The sequence below is a fragment of the Bradyrhizobium sp. 138 genome (genome assembly GCF_023074075.1).
GTDB lineage: Bacteria > Pseudomonadota > Alphaproteobacteria > Rhizobiales > Xanthobacteraceae > Bradyrhizobium.
Genome location: NZ_JADPKT010000089.1, coordinates 1 through 17819, shown reverse-complemented (window position 1 = coordinate 17819; position 17819 = coordinate 1). Strand labels below are relative to the sequence as shown.

At 58.4% G+C, this 17819-nt stretch carries 14 protein-coding genes and 3 pseudogenes; 9 read left to right on the top strand and 8 right to left on the bottom strand.

Annotation, left to right across the window (positions count from 1 at the left end; genetic code table 11):
- Positions 1–376 precede the first annotated feature (376 nt).
- The gene (locus tag IVA79_RS31050; RefSeq protein ID WP_247560292.1) at positions 377–1912 is read right to left on the bottom strand and encodes a porin; all 1536 of its coding nucleotides are present in this window, start codon (positions 1910–1912) and stop codon (positions 377–379) included.
- A 474-nt stretch (positions 1913–2386) separates the two neighbouring features.
- On the opposite strand from IVA79_RS31050, the gene IVA79_RS31045 reads away from it, so the two are divergent.
- Positions 2387–2869 carry a MarR family transcriptional regulator gene (locus IVA79_RS31045; protein WP_247560290.1) on the top strand — a complete coding sequence of 161 codons (483 nt, stop codon included), beginning with the start codon at positions 2387–2389 and terminating at the stop codon, positions 2867–2869.
- 284 nt (positions 2870–3153) lie between these two features.
- Here IVA79_RS31045 and IVA79_RS31040 read toward each other — a convergent pair whose 3' ends face one another.
- On the bottom strand, positions 3154–4224 hold the full coding sequence (locus IVA79_RS31040; protein ID WP_247560288.1) for a hypothetical protein: 1071 nt from the start codon (positions 4222–4224) through the stop codon (positions 3154–3156).
- 855 nt (positions 4225–5079) lie between these two features.
- On the opposite strand from IVA79_RS31040, the gene IVA79_RS31035 reads away from it, so the two are divergent.
- The 8 genes and pseudogenes from IVA79_RS31035 to IVA79_RS31000 form a co-directional block, all read left to right on the top strand.
- Positions 5080–5541, top strand: a complete 462-nt coding sequence (locus IVA79_RS31035) for a hypothetical protein (protein ID WP_247560286.1) — start codon at positions 5080–5082, stop codon at positions 5539–5541.
- Between the two features lie 538 nt (positions 5542–6079).
- Positions 6080–6678, top strand: a pseudogene (locus IVA79_RS31030) (transposase); the annotation flags it as partial.
- Positions 6679–7290: 612 nt separating this feature from the next.
- Entirely contained in the window at positions 7291–8049 is a 759-nt protein-coding gene (locus IVA79_RS31025) for an SDR family NAD(P)-dependent oxidoreductase (RefSeq protein ID WP_247560284.1), read from the top strand.
- A gap of 352 nt (positions 8050–8401) precedes the next feature.
- A pseudogene (locus IVA79_RS31020) lies at positions 8402–9107 on the top strand (transposase); the annotation flags it as partial.
- A 78-nt stretch (positions 9108–9185) separates the two neighbouring features.
- Positions 9186–9626: a transposase gene (locus tag IVA79_RS31015; protein WP_247560282.1), complete on the top strand. Its 441-nt coding sequence runs from the start codon at positions 9186–9188 to the stop codon at positions 9624–9626.
- Positions 9623–9979: an IS66 family insertion sequence element accessory protein TnpB gene (gene tnpB, locus IVA79_RS31010; protein WP_247560280.1), complete on the top strand. Its 357-nt coding sequence runs from the start codon at positions 9623–9625 to the stop codon at positions 9977–9979. The genes IVA79_RS31015 and tnpB overlap by 4 nt, the downstream gene beginning before the upstream one ends.
- 122 nt (positions 9980–10101) lie before the next feature.
- A complete protein-coding gene (locus IVA79_RS31005) occupies positions 10102–11580 on the top strand; it encodes an IS66 family transposase (RefSeq protein WP_247560387.1) in 1479 nt (492 codons plus the stop codon).
- Positions 11581–11592: 12 nt separating this feature from the next.
- Positions 11593–11755 (top strand): annotated as a pseudogene (locus tag IVA79_RS31000) (transposase); the annotation flags it as partial.
- A gap of 218 nt (positions 11756–11973) precedes the next feature.
- On the opposite strand, the gene IVA79_RS30995 reads toward IVA79_RS31000, so the two are convergent.
- The 6 genes from IVA79_RS30995 to IVA79_RS30970 all read right to left on the bottom strand — a co-directional run.
- A complete protein-coding gene (locus IVA79_RS30995) occupies positions 11974–13014 on the bottom strand; it encodes an alpha/beta fold hydrolase (protein ID WP_247560278.1) in 1041 nt (346 codons plus the stop codon).
- A 2-nt stretch (positions 13015–13016) separates the two neighbouring features.
- On the bottom strand, positions 13017–14357 hold the full coding sequence (locus IVA79_RS30990) for a Zn-dependent alcohol dehydrogenase (protein WP_247560276.1): 1341 nt from the start codon (positions 14355–14357) through the stop codon (positions 13017–13019).
- Between the two features lie 117 nt (positions 14358–14474).
- A complete protein-coding gene (locus tag IVA79_RS30985; protein WP_247560274.1) occupies positions 14475–15710 on the bottom strand; it encodes an FAD-dependent oxidoreductase in 1236 nt (411 codons plus the stop codon).
- A 158-nt stretch (positions 15711–15868) separates the two neighbouring features.
- Positions 15869–16189: a Rieske 2Fe-2S domain-containing protein gene (locus IVA79_RS30980; protein WP_247560272.1), complete on the bottom strand. Its 321-nt coding sequence runs from the start codon at positions 16187–16189 to the stop codon at positions 15869–15871.
- Between the two features lie 121 nt (positions 16190–16310).
- Positions 16311–17336, bottom strand: a complete 1026-nt coding sequence (locus IVA79_RS30975; protein ID WP_247560270.1) for a sterol desaturase family protein — start codon at positions 17334–17336, stop codon at positions 16311–16313.
- Positions 17337–17656: 320 nt separating this feature from the next.
- Positions 17657–17819, bottom strand: a 163-nt coding sequence (locus IVA79_RS30970) for a GMC oxidoreductase (RefSeq protein WP_247560385.1), incomplete at its 5' end; no start/stop codon positions are given.

Here is a 17819-nt window from a genome sequence, read left to right as displayed (position 1 = left end):
GCACATCTAAATGGCCGCATTCGGAGATCGCGGCGCTTTAGCGATCGTACGTGATCTATCCGAGGAGGCCGCGCAAAATTGTCTCCTCCTCTTCAGGGCCGATCGATCTGAGGCGAAAGACGCTGGTTCAGCGACTCGGACGAATCCGGCTGATACTTCATGATGCACGGTTGGATACCGTCCTCGTACCAGCGCAATCTCAGGGGTAACGGCTTTGAAGATTTGGTCATCCGCAGGGGCTGGGCCTTGGGCTATACCGGGGATGAAGTCTGCGACAAATCAGAAAGGCCTCCGGCGGGCATGCCGGAGGCCTTCTTGGAGGTTAGAATAGTTTAAAGAGCCGTTCAGATTTCTCCTTCTAGTTGGACAGAAAAACTCACCAGTTGCGCTGAGCCCGGAGCAGCAGCGCTAGGCTATTCTGATCCTTCAGCTCATACGCAGCCCCAGGCTTGGCGATGCCGGCCTGAACCGGCAGCGTCACGGTGCTTCCGCTCGCATACTTCTGGTCAAGCATGACGTAACCAATTTCGGCCGTGAACGTCAGATTCTTGACGGGATTCCAACGCGTGGTGGCACCCACAACCGAGTAGTTGAAGTCAGGGTTACAGCCGCCGAGGCCGCTCGACAGCGCGAGCGTCGTCACAAAGGCGCCGCAGATGTAGCCCTTGGCAGTGCTGTTGTACCGGACAGCACCGAATCCGCCCCAGAGCGAACTGCTCCAGTTTGGGTTCCAGTTGTGGGTATAGCCGCCATTGAAGCCGTAAGTCGTGGTCAACTGCTGGCCAGCGCCAGCAACGAAAACGGAGTCCGAGACCCCGGCGACCCCGACGCTCTGGTAAGCTCCCGGCACGCCCGCACCGCCGTACAGCGCGAAAGTGGCGGGCCCGTACGATTGGAAGTTGTACCCCGACGCTCCGTTGGTATACACGCCTTGGACGTTGATCGTATCACCCGCTCCGGTTGGGACATTCTTGATCGACAAGGCAAGCTGTCCGGCCCAGCCCCACTTGTCGCTGGGGTGACCGGTCGTTTCGTCAACGCCATAGTAGCCAGCGTGATTATCATGCGCGGCAACTGACGTCTGGAAAAGCCCCCAAGCCTGGTCTACTCGAAGCGCTGCCACAAGGTCCGGAGCCCGCACGCCGCCAATGTCGCCAGCACCATACGAGCCTGTGGCAAGACCTGCCGCGGTTGCACCACTCACGTTCCAAATATTGGTCGTATGGCCGACAACCTGATCCTCAGCCGAGAAGCTGGCCGTGATGCCCTGCCCGAAATCCGCAGTGTAGGCGAACTGATTGACAGCTTCCCACCCGGCGCCACCCGGCAAACCATCGTAGCTGTTCGCCGGATAGTTGGTCCAGGGAGAGGCGAACTGCGACTGCGTCCTACCGAAGGTGAAGCCGGCAAACTGAATGAACGCGTAATAGACGGAAAGGTTACCACCGGAGATCATACCGCTGCCGCTCCCGGCAGGATTACTTCCATTATACGCAGTAGCGCCGTTTACGGCAGTGCTCCCAGCACCGCCATATCCGCCTGCAGTCCACGTAAAAGCCAACTCGGCGTACGTTCGAACGACGCCGTATTCAGTCGCAGTGCGGGTGTCGACGCCGAGATCAAAACGAGACTGGGCAGTGTAAGAGTTGCTGAGACGATTGTGCGCACCGCCGAGGCCGCCGGTCGGGGCGGCCCAGAGGCCCTGCGCACCTACCGCGGCTGCGGCGCGCACGTAACCACCCAGCTTGATGCAGGTGTCGGTGCCGGGGACGTAATAGAAGCCGGCTCCATACAACGAGCAGATTTTCACGTATTCGATTGCCTTGGCCTTGACGGGAAGATCGGCCGCCTGAGCCCCCGTGCCCGCAAACATTGCGGCAGAACCAAGAACTAGGCTCTTCATCAGTTTCATTTTTGAACCTCCAAGTTGGAAACGTCGTTTCCGTCCTTCAAAGATCCGCCGCTGCTAGCCTCACCTACTGGGCGGGTGCTTGACGGACGACGTCGAGGCGCCCCCTCTCCGTCAGTCCAAGGTCTAATTCGCACAATTAATTGTTGCAATTCATTAATCGCAGTAAGCATTCTTTGGCGGCTCACTGTGGCATTTCGGCGACAAATCCCGTTGCAATGCAGCCGCGACGCAAAAAAAGAACCCCCAGGGGGCATCCCGGAGGTTCTCCTTGGAGATTTTACATGATCGCTGAAGAGCTCCCCAAACGATCTAGGCATAATATTACCAAAAGTAATTGCGGATATCAATTGATTTTTTACATGGTACCCATGTCTTGCGCGCCTTTCAGGGGCGCCTAAAGCGAGATATCTGTAGGGAGGGTAAAGTCACGCCGCGGCTTTTCGGGCGTCGCTGAGGTTTGGCGGAACAACCAACATGGCTGAAAAACCAACAATGGACAGGGCCGTCAGAGACTTAATCTGGAACGTTGTCGAGATCCATTCCCAACTTGAGCAAATACATAAGAGCTGGGCGGAGCTACTAGGCTTGACTGAGCCGCAGTGGTTGATCCTCATGGCCATCGACGAGCTCGATCAAGGTCGCGGTGTCTCGGGAATAGCGGTTGCAAGCAAACTCCGAATTCATGCTGCGTTCGTTACCAACCAGACGAAAAAGCTAGAGACGATGGATTTTCTCGCACGGGAGCCGTCACCAGATGATGCAAGGTTCGTTCAAATGTTCCTGACTGAGAAGGCTCGGGCCCAGATCTCAAAGCTCTCGACCAAGAGGGAAGCTTTGAACTCGGCGCTATTGGAGGGGCTGGACGAGGCGTCACTAGACTACCTCAACAGGCGACTGACCTCGATCGCGAGGAATAGCCGATTGGCATCCCAAAAGCTGAGTATTGGCGTGTTGTAGGGCTGAATGGGTAAGGGCCGCATCGCTTGGCGGTTTCCATCATTTACCTCCAACCAAGATGACAGCTTCACTGCACCTAACGCCAGCGGCGGGCGGTCGAGCAGGCATTTCAGTCCATCTTGGCAGGCCCATCGTTTGGACTTCTCGGCCCACATCGCTTCCTCCACTGCACTGAGCACCCATCCAAGCCCCGCAGAACAATCGATTTCGCGGACGATTAGTTGGCCCCCGGACAACTCACGACTTGATGTGAGCTACTCCGACAAGGTCGGAGGAGAACCGCGCTAGCCGACGACTCGCTCTGGAGTTGGTTCGCGTGCGAGCTTCTGCTCCAGCCATCTGAAGGTGCAGGCGTCCGAGCTAACGAAGTTGTCAACCTCCTCGCACACCCCCCCTCGAATGAGCTGCGGCACGACCAAATCCACGTCGATGCGCGCAGCCATGCAATCACTCTGCAGTTTGATAGCCTCGGAAACGCTGACGACGCCGCGCCCGCCCGCTACCACGAGTATTGGGCAATTCGGCAGTCGAGCTAGCCGTGAACGATGCCCTGACTCCATGTTCCTTTCTGCGCCGTCATCGGTCGATGTCATCCAATCGATGGATTTTCGGGAGCGCGTCCAATTCCAAATGCCCCCATCACACACCGCCGCAGCAATGCGGCGATCGTATACGGCAAAATCCGTAGCTAAGGAGGCCGATAATCCGTCGCCATAAATGCCGATGCGACCACTATTAACGTCAGGTCGAACCGACAAATGATCCAAACAATGGGACAATACGATTTGGGATCCGCCGCGTGCCTGATTTGCGATGTGCTCGTGAGAGACAACCAGGACGGACATCCCCCGGCCAATCACCACAGGCAGGAGCCTGCCGAGCAACGTCACTCCCTTCTCTTCTTCGTTGCTGACGCAAATGACCGCCGGCGCCCGTGAATTGGGAGTTCCAGCAGGCAAATAGTAGGCGAGAAACGCCCCCAGATCGCCACACGCGATCTGTACACATTCGACCTCATGGCCGAAGCACAGTCCGATCCTCTGAAGGCAATTTTCGACTTTGGCTGAAACGTTCGCCCGTCGCGGATCATCGTCCGCAACTACTCTCCTGGCGACCTCGAAGGCAGTGAGGGCGCAAAGCCACGCCTCAGTGGCTTCATCGTACTCTTTTCTGCTTATGTTGAGGTCAGCAAGACGGCGGTAGGCATCGCCAGTGCCGGCCCAGGTTGTGCCCCAGTTCTGCCGAGCCAATTGGGCGCGATAATCCTCTGGCAATAGACCGTCCAGGAACGCCGAAGCGTTCTGTCGTGCGGACGCGAGATTCCCCCTCACATGAGGCCAAGCACCAAACTCCATCGATTTGCCCCTCGGTGAAGATCCTTACCCAGCATGCGCCCATAATTCAGCAGCTCCTACGGAGATCGGCTTTTTCGTGGAGAATTGCCCCTCAGAGTCGTGCTGTCTTCATCTCTTGTAATAAATTTAGCAAGAACTGAGCGCCGAAATATCCCATTGGAGAGGAGTTCAACTTGGAAATTCGGTGTCCGAGAGCAGGTATACGAGCTTTTTATGCGGGGTAATTCTCCGACGAGAGACGCCTTGCAGCGGACTGGCCTGATGGTTTGTCGCGCGCCATGGAAAACTGCCCCCCGCATTGCTCAGTAAAAATGTTACCGGACAACTTCGTGTCTGGGGCGGAGCTGCCGAATCAGTTCGGTGGCGGGTATGGCAGGGAAGATCAGCATGCGCGCAAATCGCGAAATCACATCAGCGCTGGTGGAGCGTTATCGAGCGAGCGGACGGCTCGAGAAGGCACGGATCCTGGACGAGCTGTGTGCCGTTACGGGATGGCATCGCAAGCACGCGATCCGAGCACTGTCGGTGGACGGGGCATCGGGATCGGCCGTGCCGCGGCGACGGAGCCGGACCTACGGAGCTTCCATTCGCGTTGCACTGATTGTGCTATGGGACGCCTCTGACCGGCTCTGCAGTAAGCGGCTCGTCGCGATGATCCCGTTTTTGCTTCCGGCGCGTTCATTCAGACGCTAACAATGGTGGATATCGCAACGGGGTGGACCGAATGCTTTCCGCTCGTCGTGCGTGAAGCAGCTCTTGTGGTCGAAGCTCTCGAGCGCGCGCAGAACCTATTTCCCTGGCCCGTTCGGGGCCTCGATTTCGACAACGACAGCGCCTTCATAAACGACACGGTCGGTGTCGTGGTGCCGTTCTCACGATGTCGAAGTCACTCGTTCCAGGTCCTCCAAGAAGAACGATCAGGCATTCGTTGAACAAAAGAACGGAGCTATCGTTCGCCGCCTGGTGGGCTATGGGCGGTTTGAAGGCATTGATGCCGCTCGCTCATTAGCTCGCCTGTTTGCGGCGGCACGGCTGCACATCAATTTCTTCCAGCCCTCGTTTAACCTGAAGGAGAAGCACCGCGAAGGTGCCAAGATGATCAAGCGCTATCTTCCTCCCGCTACGCCGTACGAAAGAGCATTGGTCCACCCGAGGCTCAATGAGGCATTCAAAGGTCGGCTGCGGGAGATTTACCGGACGCTTGATCCGGTGGCATTGCTGGCACAGATGCGGGACGCTCAGAATGAGCTGGGTAAGCGCGTCGATCAACGGGCTGGAAAGCCAGCGATGCCTGTCGCGCAGGGCATAGCGACTTAGCGGCCTTTGCCCGAGAGCTCGGCGATGGTTGGAAACAGGGTGAGCAGCGGGGCATTCATCGTCGTCGCTATGTGCGGCGCAAGCCTGTGCCACGTCGGCCATCGATGCTCGACCCCTACATTCCCATTATCGAGGAATGGCTCGCCGCGGCTCCGCACTTGTCCGCGGTCGATCTTCTCTCCCGGCTGGAAGCGCATACGCCCGGTCGGTGCAGCGGCCATCAGCGGCGCACGGTGCAGCGATTGGTGAAGAATTGGCGATCAAAGGCCGCTCGACAGCTCATCAGCAGCACAGAGATCACACTATCGGTCCAAGCTTCGCGCCTTCGTATTTAATCCTGACATGTTCTTTCGCCGAAGCACCGCAACCCGCTCGCTCGCTACGGCGCTCTGGAGGGCGCGCTTTGCGAGCGGCTTGCTCCCACTCGCGGCAGCCGATCCAGAAAGACACCAGGGTGCGCTTCGGCAACATTGTCATCTGAGGCAATATGAGGGGGCAGTTCCGGATGGCGTTTGACAGGTTTCTCGATCCCGGACGCAAGGCGTCGCCGGCGACGCCTGCCTTCTGCTGGGCGCACGGCCGGAAGGCTTTCTTCGAACTAGCCGATATCGCCCAGAACGTGCGTCGCGAACGGTCGACGACGGCGATCTCGCCTCTTGCGCTGGAAACACTCCGTCGGATTGACTAGCTGTTCGAGTTCGAGCGCGAGATCTATGGGCTGAGCGCCGAGGAGCCGCTGCAGATCCGCCGGGAGAGAAGCGCGCCGCTGCTGATCGACCTTGAGGCTTGGCTCCCGGCGGAATCTGCCCGGCTCCCGCATTCGTTCCAACGTGCTCAAGCCAATCAACTGTCTGCTCAAGCGATGGGACGGCTTTGCCTGCTTTGTCCATGACGGAAGGATCTGTCTCACCAACAATCCAGCCGAACGAGCGCTGCGCGGTTTTGTGCTCGGAGGAAAGGCATGGTTGTTCGCCGGTTCTGACCGCGGCGCCGAGCGCGCTGCCGTGATGGCCACGCTCATCATGACGGCGCGTCTCACGACATCGACCCGAAAACTTGGCTTGCCGACGTCTTCGCATCGCCGATATGCCGCAGAATCGCGTGCACGAGCTGCTGCGCGATGCTCGATGTGTTTGAGCGGGAACCGCTTCCCCATGACAGCCCGTTATCGGAGTGCCGAATGTAATAGCAACACGGCACATCTTGGGAAATCCGACAGGCTACGCGAATGCGAGCGTTTCCGACAATTGGGGAGAACATTCAGAGATTTCTGGACGGAGTGGCGCTAACCAATGTTGTGGATCTGAGCCGTGGTTATTGAGCTTGCGCTGCTCGGGTGCGTCTGGAAGAAGGCGACCATAAGTTTAGGATAGAGGATCAGAGGCGCCATTCTTAGTCCGTCGAGCGGAGACCACTAGCCTCCGTCAGGATCCGGACGCAATCACCTGAATTTCGGAAATAGGATTCGCTTGGATCATCCCATGAGACCAAGGACGATGAGTATACGCGATCAGAACTTTCGCACAGGAAGCTCGGCTAAAGTGACCACGAGCACGAAGGGCAAAATGAGATCACGATAATCCGGGACTGCAAATTGTAGGGAATCTCGGACCAAGCGCACAATTTCTGCACTGCGCCTTCAAAAATCGGAGATTTCCAACGCGGTGCGGCTGTTAGAACGACGGAGCATCCCTTCATAACTCTCCACGCTCTATCGTCCTAACTCTAATCGCACGGGTGCCAGAAAATATGATTTCTTTCGACCTGAAAGGCAAGGCAGCTCTTGTGACAGGTGCGGCAAGCGGCCTGGGACTGGGCACGGCAAGGATGCTCGTGGAGTCTGGCGCGACTGTCGCTCTTAATTTTCTACCAGACGATCCACGCGGACCGCAAGCCATCGAAGAACTGAGCTCAGTCGGGAACGTGATTGCAGCGCCAGGCAATGTGGGAGATGCGGCCTCGGCCGAAGCCATGGTCTCTAACGCAGTGTCCGCGCTTGGCCGGTTGGATCTCCTGGTGAACAATGCTGGAACGCCCGGTGTGAAGCAGCCAATCCCCGTTAACCGGCTTGATCTCATAACGGAAGAACTCTGGGCCACACTGCTTGACGTCAACCTGCTCGGGGTCTTCCGGTGTAGCAAGGCCGCAGCGCCAGCTTTGAAGGCGGCGAACGGGGCGATTGTCAACGTCGCCTCGACGGCTTCATTCAACGCGCGTGGCAGCACGATCCCGTACGCTGCCGCAAAGACAGGCGTGGTCGTGCTCACGAAGAACTTTGCGCGTGCGCTCGCTCCCGAGGTGCGAGTCAATGCCATTGCTCCGGGATTTATCGATAGCAACTGGATTGAATGGCCGGAAGAAATCCGCCGCACGTCTGCTGAGTCGACGCTTCTCAAACGTGTTGCTAAGCCGTCCGAACTAGCAGAAGTGATTCTCTATCTTGGCTTCGGCGCAAACATCATCACCGGCTTCACCGTGTTGGCGGACAACGGCCTACTGCTCAACTAAATGAGCAACTAACAGGCGGGTTGGTGACCACGTAGTCGCAGCGCTTACCCAGCAACAACGTGAATCCGCATTGAGCGCGACGTTTTGCGCGGCATCTTAGGACGTTTCCAGAGCGATACCGAGCATGTTCCAACCCGAATTATCTGACGGACATACGTTGAGGCTTAGTACTTGGCCGTAAGGAACCTCCCGAAGAGCTAGCGCGGACGACGACTCGTGGGCGGCGACCGTTCCAACTCCATCGGCGGCCGGGTAGTGTGCGGGAGGTTCTGCGAAAGCTGAGAGGCTGAAGCGGTCATGGTAAGTCCGGTGATTGCCAAGATCACCACTCGTAGAGAAGCTTGGACCCGCCATGACCGTGACAAAGGTTAGAACGGATGTCTCTGCCGTCAAAGAGTTGTTGAGGTCGGACAAGGAGTTCCTGAAGCCGCTGATCCAGGGGGCGGTGCAGGACATCCTCGAAGCGGAGATGACGGAGGCGCTGGGTGCGGAGAAAGGCGAGCGCGGGAGCCGTTCCCTTATCTGATCCTGGACGCCCGCTACGAGCGCGTCAGGGACGATGGCATCATCGCAAGCCAGGCGGTGCTGATCGCGATCCGGGTTGACTGGGAGGGCCGGCGCCAAGTGCTCGCGGTCGAACTCGCCAACCGGGAGAGCCGCTCGAGCTGGAAAGAGTTTTGGAGGGGTTGAAGGCCCCCGGCCTGCATGGCGTCGAGTTCGTCGTCTCCTACGATCATCCCGGCTTGAAGAAGGCGATACCGGAGGTCCTCACCGGGGTGTTCTGGCAGCGCTGTTACGTGCACTTCCTGCGCAACGCGCTCGACTATGTGCCGCGCAAGGTCGATGACGATTGCCTGCTCGAGCTGCGCTGGATGTACGACCGGCGCGATCTTGGTGAGGTGCGGCGCGATCTGGCCGCCTGGCTCGGCAAAACCGGCTGGGTGGAAGAGAACATCGACGAGACGCTGACCTACTTCCGCCTGCCGCTGGCGCACCGCAAGCACATGAAGTCGACCAACATGCTGGAGCGTCTCAACGAGGAGACCCGGCGACGCACCGTAAGCGCTGTTCTGACCCCACCTTCTCCTGGCGCGTGGGATGGACGAGTGTAACGATCTCTAAACAGGGATCGGCTTGTGTCTACGCTTGACCATACGCTTGAGCCGGACGTCACGGTGCGCCGGCTGGAAGTGATCACGGGAACGGGACGTCGTCGCCGATTTTCGGATGATGACAAGGCGCGGATCGTCGAGGAGACGCTCTTGCCGGGGGCGGTGGTCTCTGAGGTTGCTCGACGCCACGGGCTGATGCCACAGCAAGTGTTCACGTGGCGCCGGCAAGCACGTAGCCCCTCAATGACCAGGGCCGAAGCGCCACTGTTCGTGCCGGCAGTGGTGGATGCCGTGGCGGCAGCACCTGCTCTTTGCAAGGAGCGCAAAGCGCCGCCGCGGTGCAAGCCCAAGCCGGATGACGGCATCATTGAGATCCAAGTTGAGGGCATTACGATCCGGGCTGGCCGCGGGGCGGACGCCCACATGATCGCGGCCATCGTTCAGGCGCTGAAGGCAAACGGGTGATCGGTCCAACGGGTGCGGTTCGGGTGATGGTGGCGACCAGGCCGGTCGACTTCCGCAAGGGCGCCGAAGGATTGGCCACGTTGGTGCGCGAGGCGATGATGGCCGATCCGTTCTCGGGCGCGGTCTATGTGTTCCGGGCCAAGCGTGCGGACCGGATCAAGCTGATCTTCTGGGATGGGACAGGCCTGTGCCTGTTTGCGAAGCGTCTGGAAGATGGCGTCTTCCGCTGGCCAAAGATTGAAGACGGCGTGATGCGTCTGTCGGCGGCGCAACTCTCGGCGCTGCTCGAAGGGTTGGACTGGCGGCGCGTCCATGAGGCCCGGGAGACGACGACACCGACGCAGCCCGGATAGTTGCAGGCCAGGCTGCGGCGAAGTGAATCAGGAGCGCCGGGCTCGTCGCAAAGTGAGTGCGAATATGCTCTGATTTACGCGTGAGCGACGCCCTGCCTGACGATCCTGAGACGCTGAAAGCGATGCTACTCGCCGAGCGATGCGAGAGCGAGCGGCTACGCCAGATCATCCAGGAAATGCAGCGCCATCGCTTCGGCCGGAAGGCGGAGACGCTGCCCGAGGAGCAGATGCTGCTGGGCCTGGAAGATGTCGAGCAAGTCGCAGCGGCGGGCGAAGCCAAGCAGGACGAAGACGCGCCCGAAGGCCGCGCGGCGCGAGCTCGCAAGCGCCGCAGCAACCGTGGCGCATTGCCGGCGCACCTGCCGCGGATTGAGATCGTGGTCGACCTCGAGGACAAGACCTGTCCCTGCTGCCAGGGCGAGTTGCACCGGATCGGCGAGGACAAAAGCGAGCGGCTGGACCTGGTGCCGGCGCAGTTCCGGATCGTCGTCACCCGGCGGCCGAAATACGCCTGCCGATCCTGCGAGGACGGCGTCCTGCAGGCGCCAACTCCGGCCCGGCTGATCGAGGGCGGATTGCCGACCGAGGCCACCGTCGCCCAGGTTCTGGTCTCCAAATATGCCGACCACCTGCCGCTATACCGGCAAGCCCAGATCTACGCCCGCCAGGGCATTGAGCTGGATCGTTCGACGCTGGCGGACTGGGTCGGTCATGCGGCCTGGCACCTGCGTCCGCTGCACGAGCGGCTCCTCGCCAGGCTGAAGCAACGGCCAAAACTCTTCGCCGACGAGACGACGATGCCGGTGCTTGATCCCGGCCGCGGGCGCACCAAGACCGGCCAGCTCTGGGCCTATGCCGCCGATGACCGGCCATGGGGCGGCGCCGATCCACCGGGCGTCGTCTACGTTTATGCACCTGACCGCAAAGCCGAGCGGCCGATCGCTCATCTCGCAGGCTTCAAGGGGATCCTGCAGGTCGACGGCTATGCCGGTTATGCCAAGCTGGCTGAGCGCGGCGACGTCGAGCTTGCGTTCTGCTGGGCGCATATGCGGCGCAACTTCTACGAACTCGCAACGCCTGGTCCCGCGCCGATTGCGAGCGAGGCGCTCAAGCGCATCGCCGAGATCTACGCCATCGAGAAAGACATCCGCGGCCGCAGCGCCGAGGAGCGCCGGCTCGTCCGCCAGCAGAAAAGCCGGCCGCTCGCCGAGACATTCGAACAATGGCTGCGCGCAAAACTCGGTCTGATCAGCCAGAAGGGCAAGCTTGCAGACGCCATCCGTTATGCGCTCTCGCGCTGGAAGGGCATGACGCGCTTCATTGATGATGGCCGCGTCGAGCTCGATAACAACGCCGTCGAACGCGCCATCCGTCCGATCGCGCTGAACCGGAAAAACGCGCTGTTTGCAGGTTCGGACGGCGGCGCCGGCCATTGGGCCACCGTCGCTTCTCTGATCGAAACCTGTAAGCTGAACGATGTTGATCCGCTCGCCTACTTGACCGACGTCCTCACCAGGATCGTCAATGGCCATCCCAACAGCGACATCGACAAGCTCCTGCCGTGGGCCTACCGACGTCAAGCCCTCAAAGCCGTGGCCTGAAAACGACGCTTACGACGCACCTATGTGGTGCGAATCTTCCCCAATGCCGAAAGCTGTAAGGCTGGTGCGGGCGCTGACCGTCGAACGTCACGAGACCTGGCTCGAGGACCATCGCTATCTCAACATGGATCTGCAGAAGGAGCACAAGAAGGAGGCGTTACGCCGGGCGGCCTGACGATGCTCAGGCCCATCAGGGGGATGCACGCCACCCCTTTCCGCCGCCGTCGCTCGCCAGCGGCTCTGTCCTGCGCCGTTGGGACCTAGCCGGCCGGATCGGACTGATCAGCTACGCAACTCGCCGCCGAAGGGCACGATCGTTCCTTTCCCGAGAAGAGTCTTCGTCCGATTTTTTGATTTGCCATAATCCAAATCCAATCTTGGAAGCCTTTCTCCTCAGAGTGTGGGTTCCTCATAGCTTAGAAAGCGGCCTATTCGATCATTCAGCTGCGCCGCCGCCTGCGGCTCCGCCTCCGAGGCCACCAGATGGCCGCTATGGAACGGAAGGCGAATGAGTTCACATCGCTCGATCTGCTCCGCCGCCCAGATGCCTGATTCGATGGGATTGTAGAGATCGAGCGACGGCACAGCGACAAGGGTACGAGCTCGAATTGACGCAAGTGCTTTTTGTGTATCACCGCCGAAGCCGGTCGACGCGCCAACATCGTGCGCATCATACGCGTAGGATTGGTAGATCCAGTCGAGTGGATCAGATTGTTGCGCAGCCATTGAGCGCGCGCACGCAAGAAGCCACGCGACTGTGTCGTTATTAACATCCTGGTTAGCCGCGACGTCCGCAGCAAGCCGCGATGGCGAGCGCGCGAGCACGGACATCAGGGTTGTCCACGTCTCCCAGCGAGCTTCGGCTGTCGGCAGTTCGCGCGCGTTCGCGAGCGCGAGGCGCCCGGCGTGGTTGATTGCTTGCGACCATGGCGTAGTCTTCGGCATCGGGACGAGCGCAACGAGGGATCGAGCGAAATCCGGATAGGACACGCCCCACTGTAGCGCTTGCATACCACCCATCGATGCTCCAACGATCGCGGCTACAGCGTCAATGCGCAGGTACGAAGCGAGAACGCGTTGGCTCGTCACCATGTCGCGGATCGTGAAGCGCGGAAAGCGCTCGCCCGATTGGGTCTGCGAATTCGATGGCGAGCTTGACAACCCGTTGCCCAACGCATCGATGACGACGATAGTGAAGCGCGACGGATCAAGCGCCCGCCCCACACCGATCAAAAAATCAAGCCTATGATGCGTGCTTCCGATCGAGCAGACGCCGAAGATTACCGGTCTCGAGCGATCGTCGAGTGAACCGTGGACGACATACGAGATCCTCAGATCGTCGATCACTTCGCCTGATTCGAGCGGAAAGCGTCCGAGCGATACGATTTGATGCGGCGCATCTATCCAGCCTGGCGCAAGAGGCGGGTGTGCCATCGTCAGAACTCAATCACGGCGCGTATGTCCTCGCCGGCGGCGAGACGCGACAGCCCAACATTGACATCTTCGAGCGATATGGACGACGTGACGTACTCATCGAGCTTGAGCGAACCGTCGAGATACGCATTTGCGAGCCATGGAAAATCGTGCCACGGATCGGCACCGCCGTAACTTGATCGCACAATGCGTTTCTCGCCCATCAGCGCCCCCCAACGGAACGCCAACTCTTCATTCGTGGGCAGTTTGCCAAGCCACACGACTTGTCCGCCGACTCGCACCATTTCGACGCTCGCACGAAACGCCGCGCGAGTGCCAGCGGCTTCGATCACACAATCTGCTCCGCGTCCATGTGTGAGAGTCAAATGTGAGGCAACAAGCGAATCGTTGACGACCAGGGTATCCGTCGCGCCGACGACCTCGGCGAGATCGAGCTTTTCACGCTGCCTGTCGATTGCGATTACGCGCGATGCACCCGCCAGCCGCGCACCTTGAACTGCTGACAAACCCACCGCACCGCAGCCGATTACCGTCACTGTGGCGCCCTTCTCAATTTGTGCGATATGCATCGCCGCGCCGACGCCAGTCATCACGCCACAACCAAGTAAACACGCGCGGTTGAAGGGAATCTCGTTCGGCACTTTAACAGCGCAACTCTCGTCGACGACGCACACTTCGGAAAACGTGCCCAAATATGCCAGCTGATGCACTGGCGCACCACATTCGCTCTCTAGACGATGACGGCCGTCAAAGTGATACGACTTAGCGGCATTTGCTCGATATGACTCGCACAGGATTGGTTGATGACGCGCGCAATAGAAGCACTCGCCACAGTGAGGATTCCACGACATTACGACGTGGTCTCCGATCTGAACCCTTGTGACCGACCTGCCAATCCACTCGACAACACCTGCAGCCTCATGTCCTGGCACTATTGGCAACGGCACACCAAGATTGCCTTCAATCCCTTCAAGATCGGTGTGGCAGAGGCTCGTCGCCCGCACTCGGACAAGCACGTCGGTGTCGGCAAGCTGGGTGAGGCCAAGTGTTTCGATCTTGAGCGGCGCTCGAAACTCAGACAGGACGGCGGCTTTGAACTTCAAGGGATTTCCTTCGATATTGGAACACGATTTGAGCCACTTACCGCAAGCATTCGGCAATCCGCCGGTGGGAGCCTTGTGCAGCCGATATGACTCACACAATATGCTTACATCGATGCAAAAGAACGCAAAGTCCTGGGTGACTTCGCAGAAATCCTGCATGTCGTCCAAGGTCTTTGCGGTCAAGTCATTGTGCATGGAAAGCATGTCACTTAGCCGAAGAGCTAACGGCTCGTCCGCCATCGGTCCCTCCGTCGATGACGCGAAAAACAAGAAGACCGGCATGGCGATAAGGGTGGGCGTGTCCCAATATTGAAGCTGAACTAGGATGACCGGCCTCGCCGACCCGACCTCGATACACTAAGACAACAAGGATTTGATATTCACTGCTGGATTTGAGAGTGCCTCAACGTTTGGCGAAAGCCCTCTGCCGATCATCATCTCGGCGAAACGGATCTCCCTGGCGATCGCAGGCAGACTGCCAAAGCCGCAGGCGGCAACAATGCGTCCGTCCTTGGCCAGATAGAAAATGAGCAAGCCGTTCGGGCCGAGATCTCTAATAACTGGGTCGTCTTGCTCCCGATGTAAACCAACAACCTGAAGCGTTTGATCATACTGATCGGACCAAAACCAAGGGATCTTCTCGTAAGGGCTGTGCGCGCCCAACATGTTGGACGCGGCCGCCGCCCCCTGCTGCTGCGCGCTGCGCCACGCCTCCAGTCTTATCCTTTCATTGTAAAGGCGATGTGGGAATGAACAGCAGTCGCCGGCCCCAAAGATGTCTGGGTCTGATGTAGCTAAGAGCTCGTCTAGCGCAATCCCATTGTCAATAGCCAATCCTGCCAGTCGCGCGAGTTCAACATTTGGTACTGCACCGATCCCGACAATAACGAGATCTGCGAGATGTGCGCGGCCGCTGGTCAAGATCACCTTCGATCGGCCTTCAATCGCGTCCACACGCTCGATTGTGGTACCGAGCTCTAGGCGCACGCCTGAGCGCTCGTGCTTAGCTTTGATCAGTTCGGCCAAAGGCGCCGGGACTGCACGCGCCAAAAGCCGCGGTCCAGCTTCGATCACGGTTACTGAAGCGCCTCTCGACACCGCGCTGGCAGCTACCTCGAGGCCAATGAATCCGCCGCCTACAACAACAACTTCGGCACCTGGGTTGATTGCCCGTCTGATGAACAACGCATCGTCATACGTGCGAAGCGTTCTTATCCGAGCTCCTTGACCGATCAAGTTGCTCACCGGCCTGGCGCGGGCCCCGGTGGTCAGCAGAAGTCGTTCATAAGCCAGTCGCGCACCGTCCGCCAGTTTGACGGTATGCGCAGCTCGATCTATTGCGACAACCTCGCGGCCCTGGAGATATTCAATATCCAGCTCCTCGAGGCGTTCGGATGTCACAAGCGTCTTGGGCCCCGGCTCAACCTCTTCTGTCAAGTGCGCCTTAGACAGCGGCGGCCGCTCATACGGCAACCTCGTCTCTCGACCAATCAGTACTATCCGACCCCGCCACCCTTCTGCGCGAAGCGATTCCGCGGCGACCGAGCCGGCTATCCCGGCTCCGACTATCATCATCGTAGCTTCGCTGCTCATGGAGCTACGCCAAGATAAACAAGCATCGCGTGTCACGAGGCATCTGGTCGAGCACTCTCGTCATTGGAGACTTGATCGAAACGTCCCTTCGCCTGCAACCAGTTACAGCGCAAGTGCGTGCTGCCTTGGCACGAATTCGAAGTCTTTCGTCGGTCCAGTTAAAGTTTGATGAAGACCAAGTTATTCTCGACCTTAACATCATAGCTGCGCAAATCGATGCATACCGGCAGCGCACATGCCTCGCCGGTTCGATAGTCGAAGGTCCCGAAGTGTTTCGGGCATTCGATGATATGGCCGTCGACGATACCCCCGGCGAGATGAACCTTTTCGTGAGAGCAGTTGCCATCCATTGCGTGGAACGTTCCCTCTGGCGAACGAACGATTACGAAGGTGCGCGCGCCGTAGTCGAAACGCAGTGCTTCTTCGCGCTCTATGGCGTCGACGGGACAGGCAGCTACCCACTCCTCTGTTATAGTCAATGCAGTTTCCTCTACTTGGTCTGGTTAACAGCCAACCTCCGGGCTGACGCAATTTGCAATCAGTTAGCTGGAGCCAGCCGCCTGGGCAGCCAAAAGCAAGAGCTGCCGTCCGATCCGAATCTTAAGGTGACGGAGACGGAGCCGAAATGTGTTTATTGGCTTTGCTCGCTCTAAGGCGCTTGAACAACTGCTCATCAGCTTCAGGCGATCCATCGTGAGCGGTACCAAACCATACATCGAAGGGAATCGATCGATCGCTATAGTTCACCTCGAAGAGCTTGTGATGCAAATAGTGGAAATAGTTGTCGCTTGGAATAGCCTGCTCACCAACCACGACAAGCTTATGAAAGCCGACGTGAGTTTTTGCAGGCGACAGCGCGGCATTCATCAGCTCATATATTGCATGCAAGGGATGTGACGGCACCACAAAGTGGATCAGGACGTTCGTGAAGTATATGACGTGTTCAAATGTGTGCATCGACAGGCCAGACCACGGACCCGGATTGACGTTGTTGTGATGCACCTTGTGGATGATGTTATACAACGGGCCTAGATGAATTAGGCGGTGTATGAAATAGAAATGCGCCTCGCGCCATAACGGGATTAGGACAAGGACAGCAAAGAAGTAGATCGGGTGCTCAGCGAAACTAACGTATGGAACGTACTCGTTGGCGAAAAGCCACCATGTGAGAACTTCATAGGCAGTCAAGACCGGAACCCCGCTGCACATTGTCCAAAACACATTCTCTGCGGTCTGGTTGCCGAACAGGAATGTCGGATTACCAATATCAGGCCATTTAATGTTGTATTTGAAATCGGTCCCTTGCCGCCTCTGAATGTAGAGCAAGGCATGGAAGGTGCCATAAACCAAGAGCACCAATCCAGCATTGCGGGCTAAAATGAACGAAATCCAGCCGACACTAAACTGCCGCATCATCTCCAGCGGGGGCGTGAGATAGTACCAGACCCCCAGCGTGATCAAGAAATAAACAGTTGACCATGGCCACAAGTATCCCGGAAAGCCGAACAGGTAACGCAACCAAACCTGCGGCCTAGTCGGCTGGGTATGAATCGACAGCAGGAGCGGCCAATTGCTCGGTTTCCAATAGCCGCGCTTGTCACGCGTACCATACAAGGTGTCGTTCACCCTCTTCTCCATTCTTGCGTCAGCACCGATATATGTTCGAACTTTCTCGATCGACCATTTTGGCTTTGAACATCTTTCGCTAAAGACAAAAGCAAGACCTCCACGTGAGAGATGGTTTCGAAGCTCCCTTGCAGAGCACTCTCATGCCATGCTCATTGCCCTCTCTAGAGGCAACTGTAGATGGATTGGCCCGCGCAAAGACCGCCCAACTGGCCTCTTTATGCAGGATTACTGCAAAATGTGGCTAATGCCGCTGAAATTATGTAGTGGCTATTGCGGGGCAAGATCGTAGCCCCCCACAGAGCAACGCCGAGCTCAATTCAGCACCTCGGATGAAAGGCGCTTTCCTGTCCGACCCAAGAACAATGCGCTACGCCGCGCTCCTTTGCGTCTTCCATGATCATGTCGGCGCCCTTCTCAGCCACCATTAGCGTCGGCGCATAGGTATTTCCGGACGGCACCGTCGGCATGATCGAGGCATCG

Coding starts and splice junctions, on each gene's coding strand:
- IVA79_RS31050 (WP_247560292.1), bottom strand. CDS start 1,912: ATGAAACTGATGAAGAGCCTAGTTCTTGGTTCTGCCGCAATGTTTGCG.
- IVA79_RS31045 (WP_247560290.1), top strand. CDS start 2,387: ATGGCTGAAAAACCAACAATGGACAGGGCCGTCAGAGACTTAATCTGG.
- IVA79_RS31040 (WP_247560288.1), bottom strand. CDS start 4,224: ATGGAGTTTGGTGCTTGGCCTCATGTGAGGGGGAATCTCGCGTCCGCA.
- IVA79_RS31025 (WP_247560284.1), top strand. CDS start 7,291: ATGATTTCTTTCGACCTGAAAGGCAAGGCAGCTCTTGTGACAGGTGCG.
- IVA79_RS31005 (WP_247560387.1), top strand. CDS start 10,102: ATGCTACTCGCCGAGCGATGCGAGAGCGAGCGGCTACGCCAGATCATC.
- IVA79_RS30995 (WP_247560278.1), bottom strand. CDS start 13,014: ATGGCACACCCGCCTCTTGCGCCAGGCTGGATAGATGCGCCGCATCAA.
- IVA79_RS30990 (WP_247560276.1), bottom strand. CDS start 14,357: ATGGCGGACGAGCCGTTAGCTCTTCGGCTAAGTGACATGCTTTCCATG.
- IVA79_RS30985 (WP_247560274.1), bottom strand. CDS start 15,710: ATGAGCAGCGAAGCTACGATGATGATAGTCGGAGCCGGGATAGCCGGC.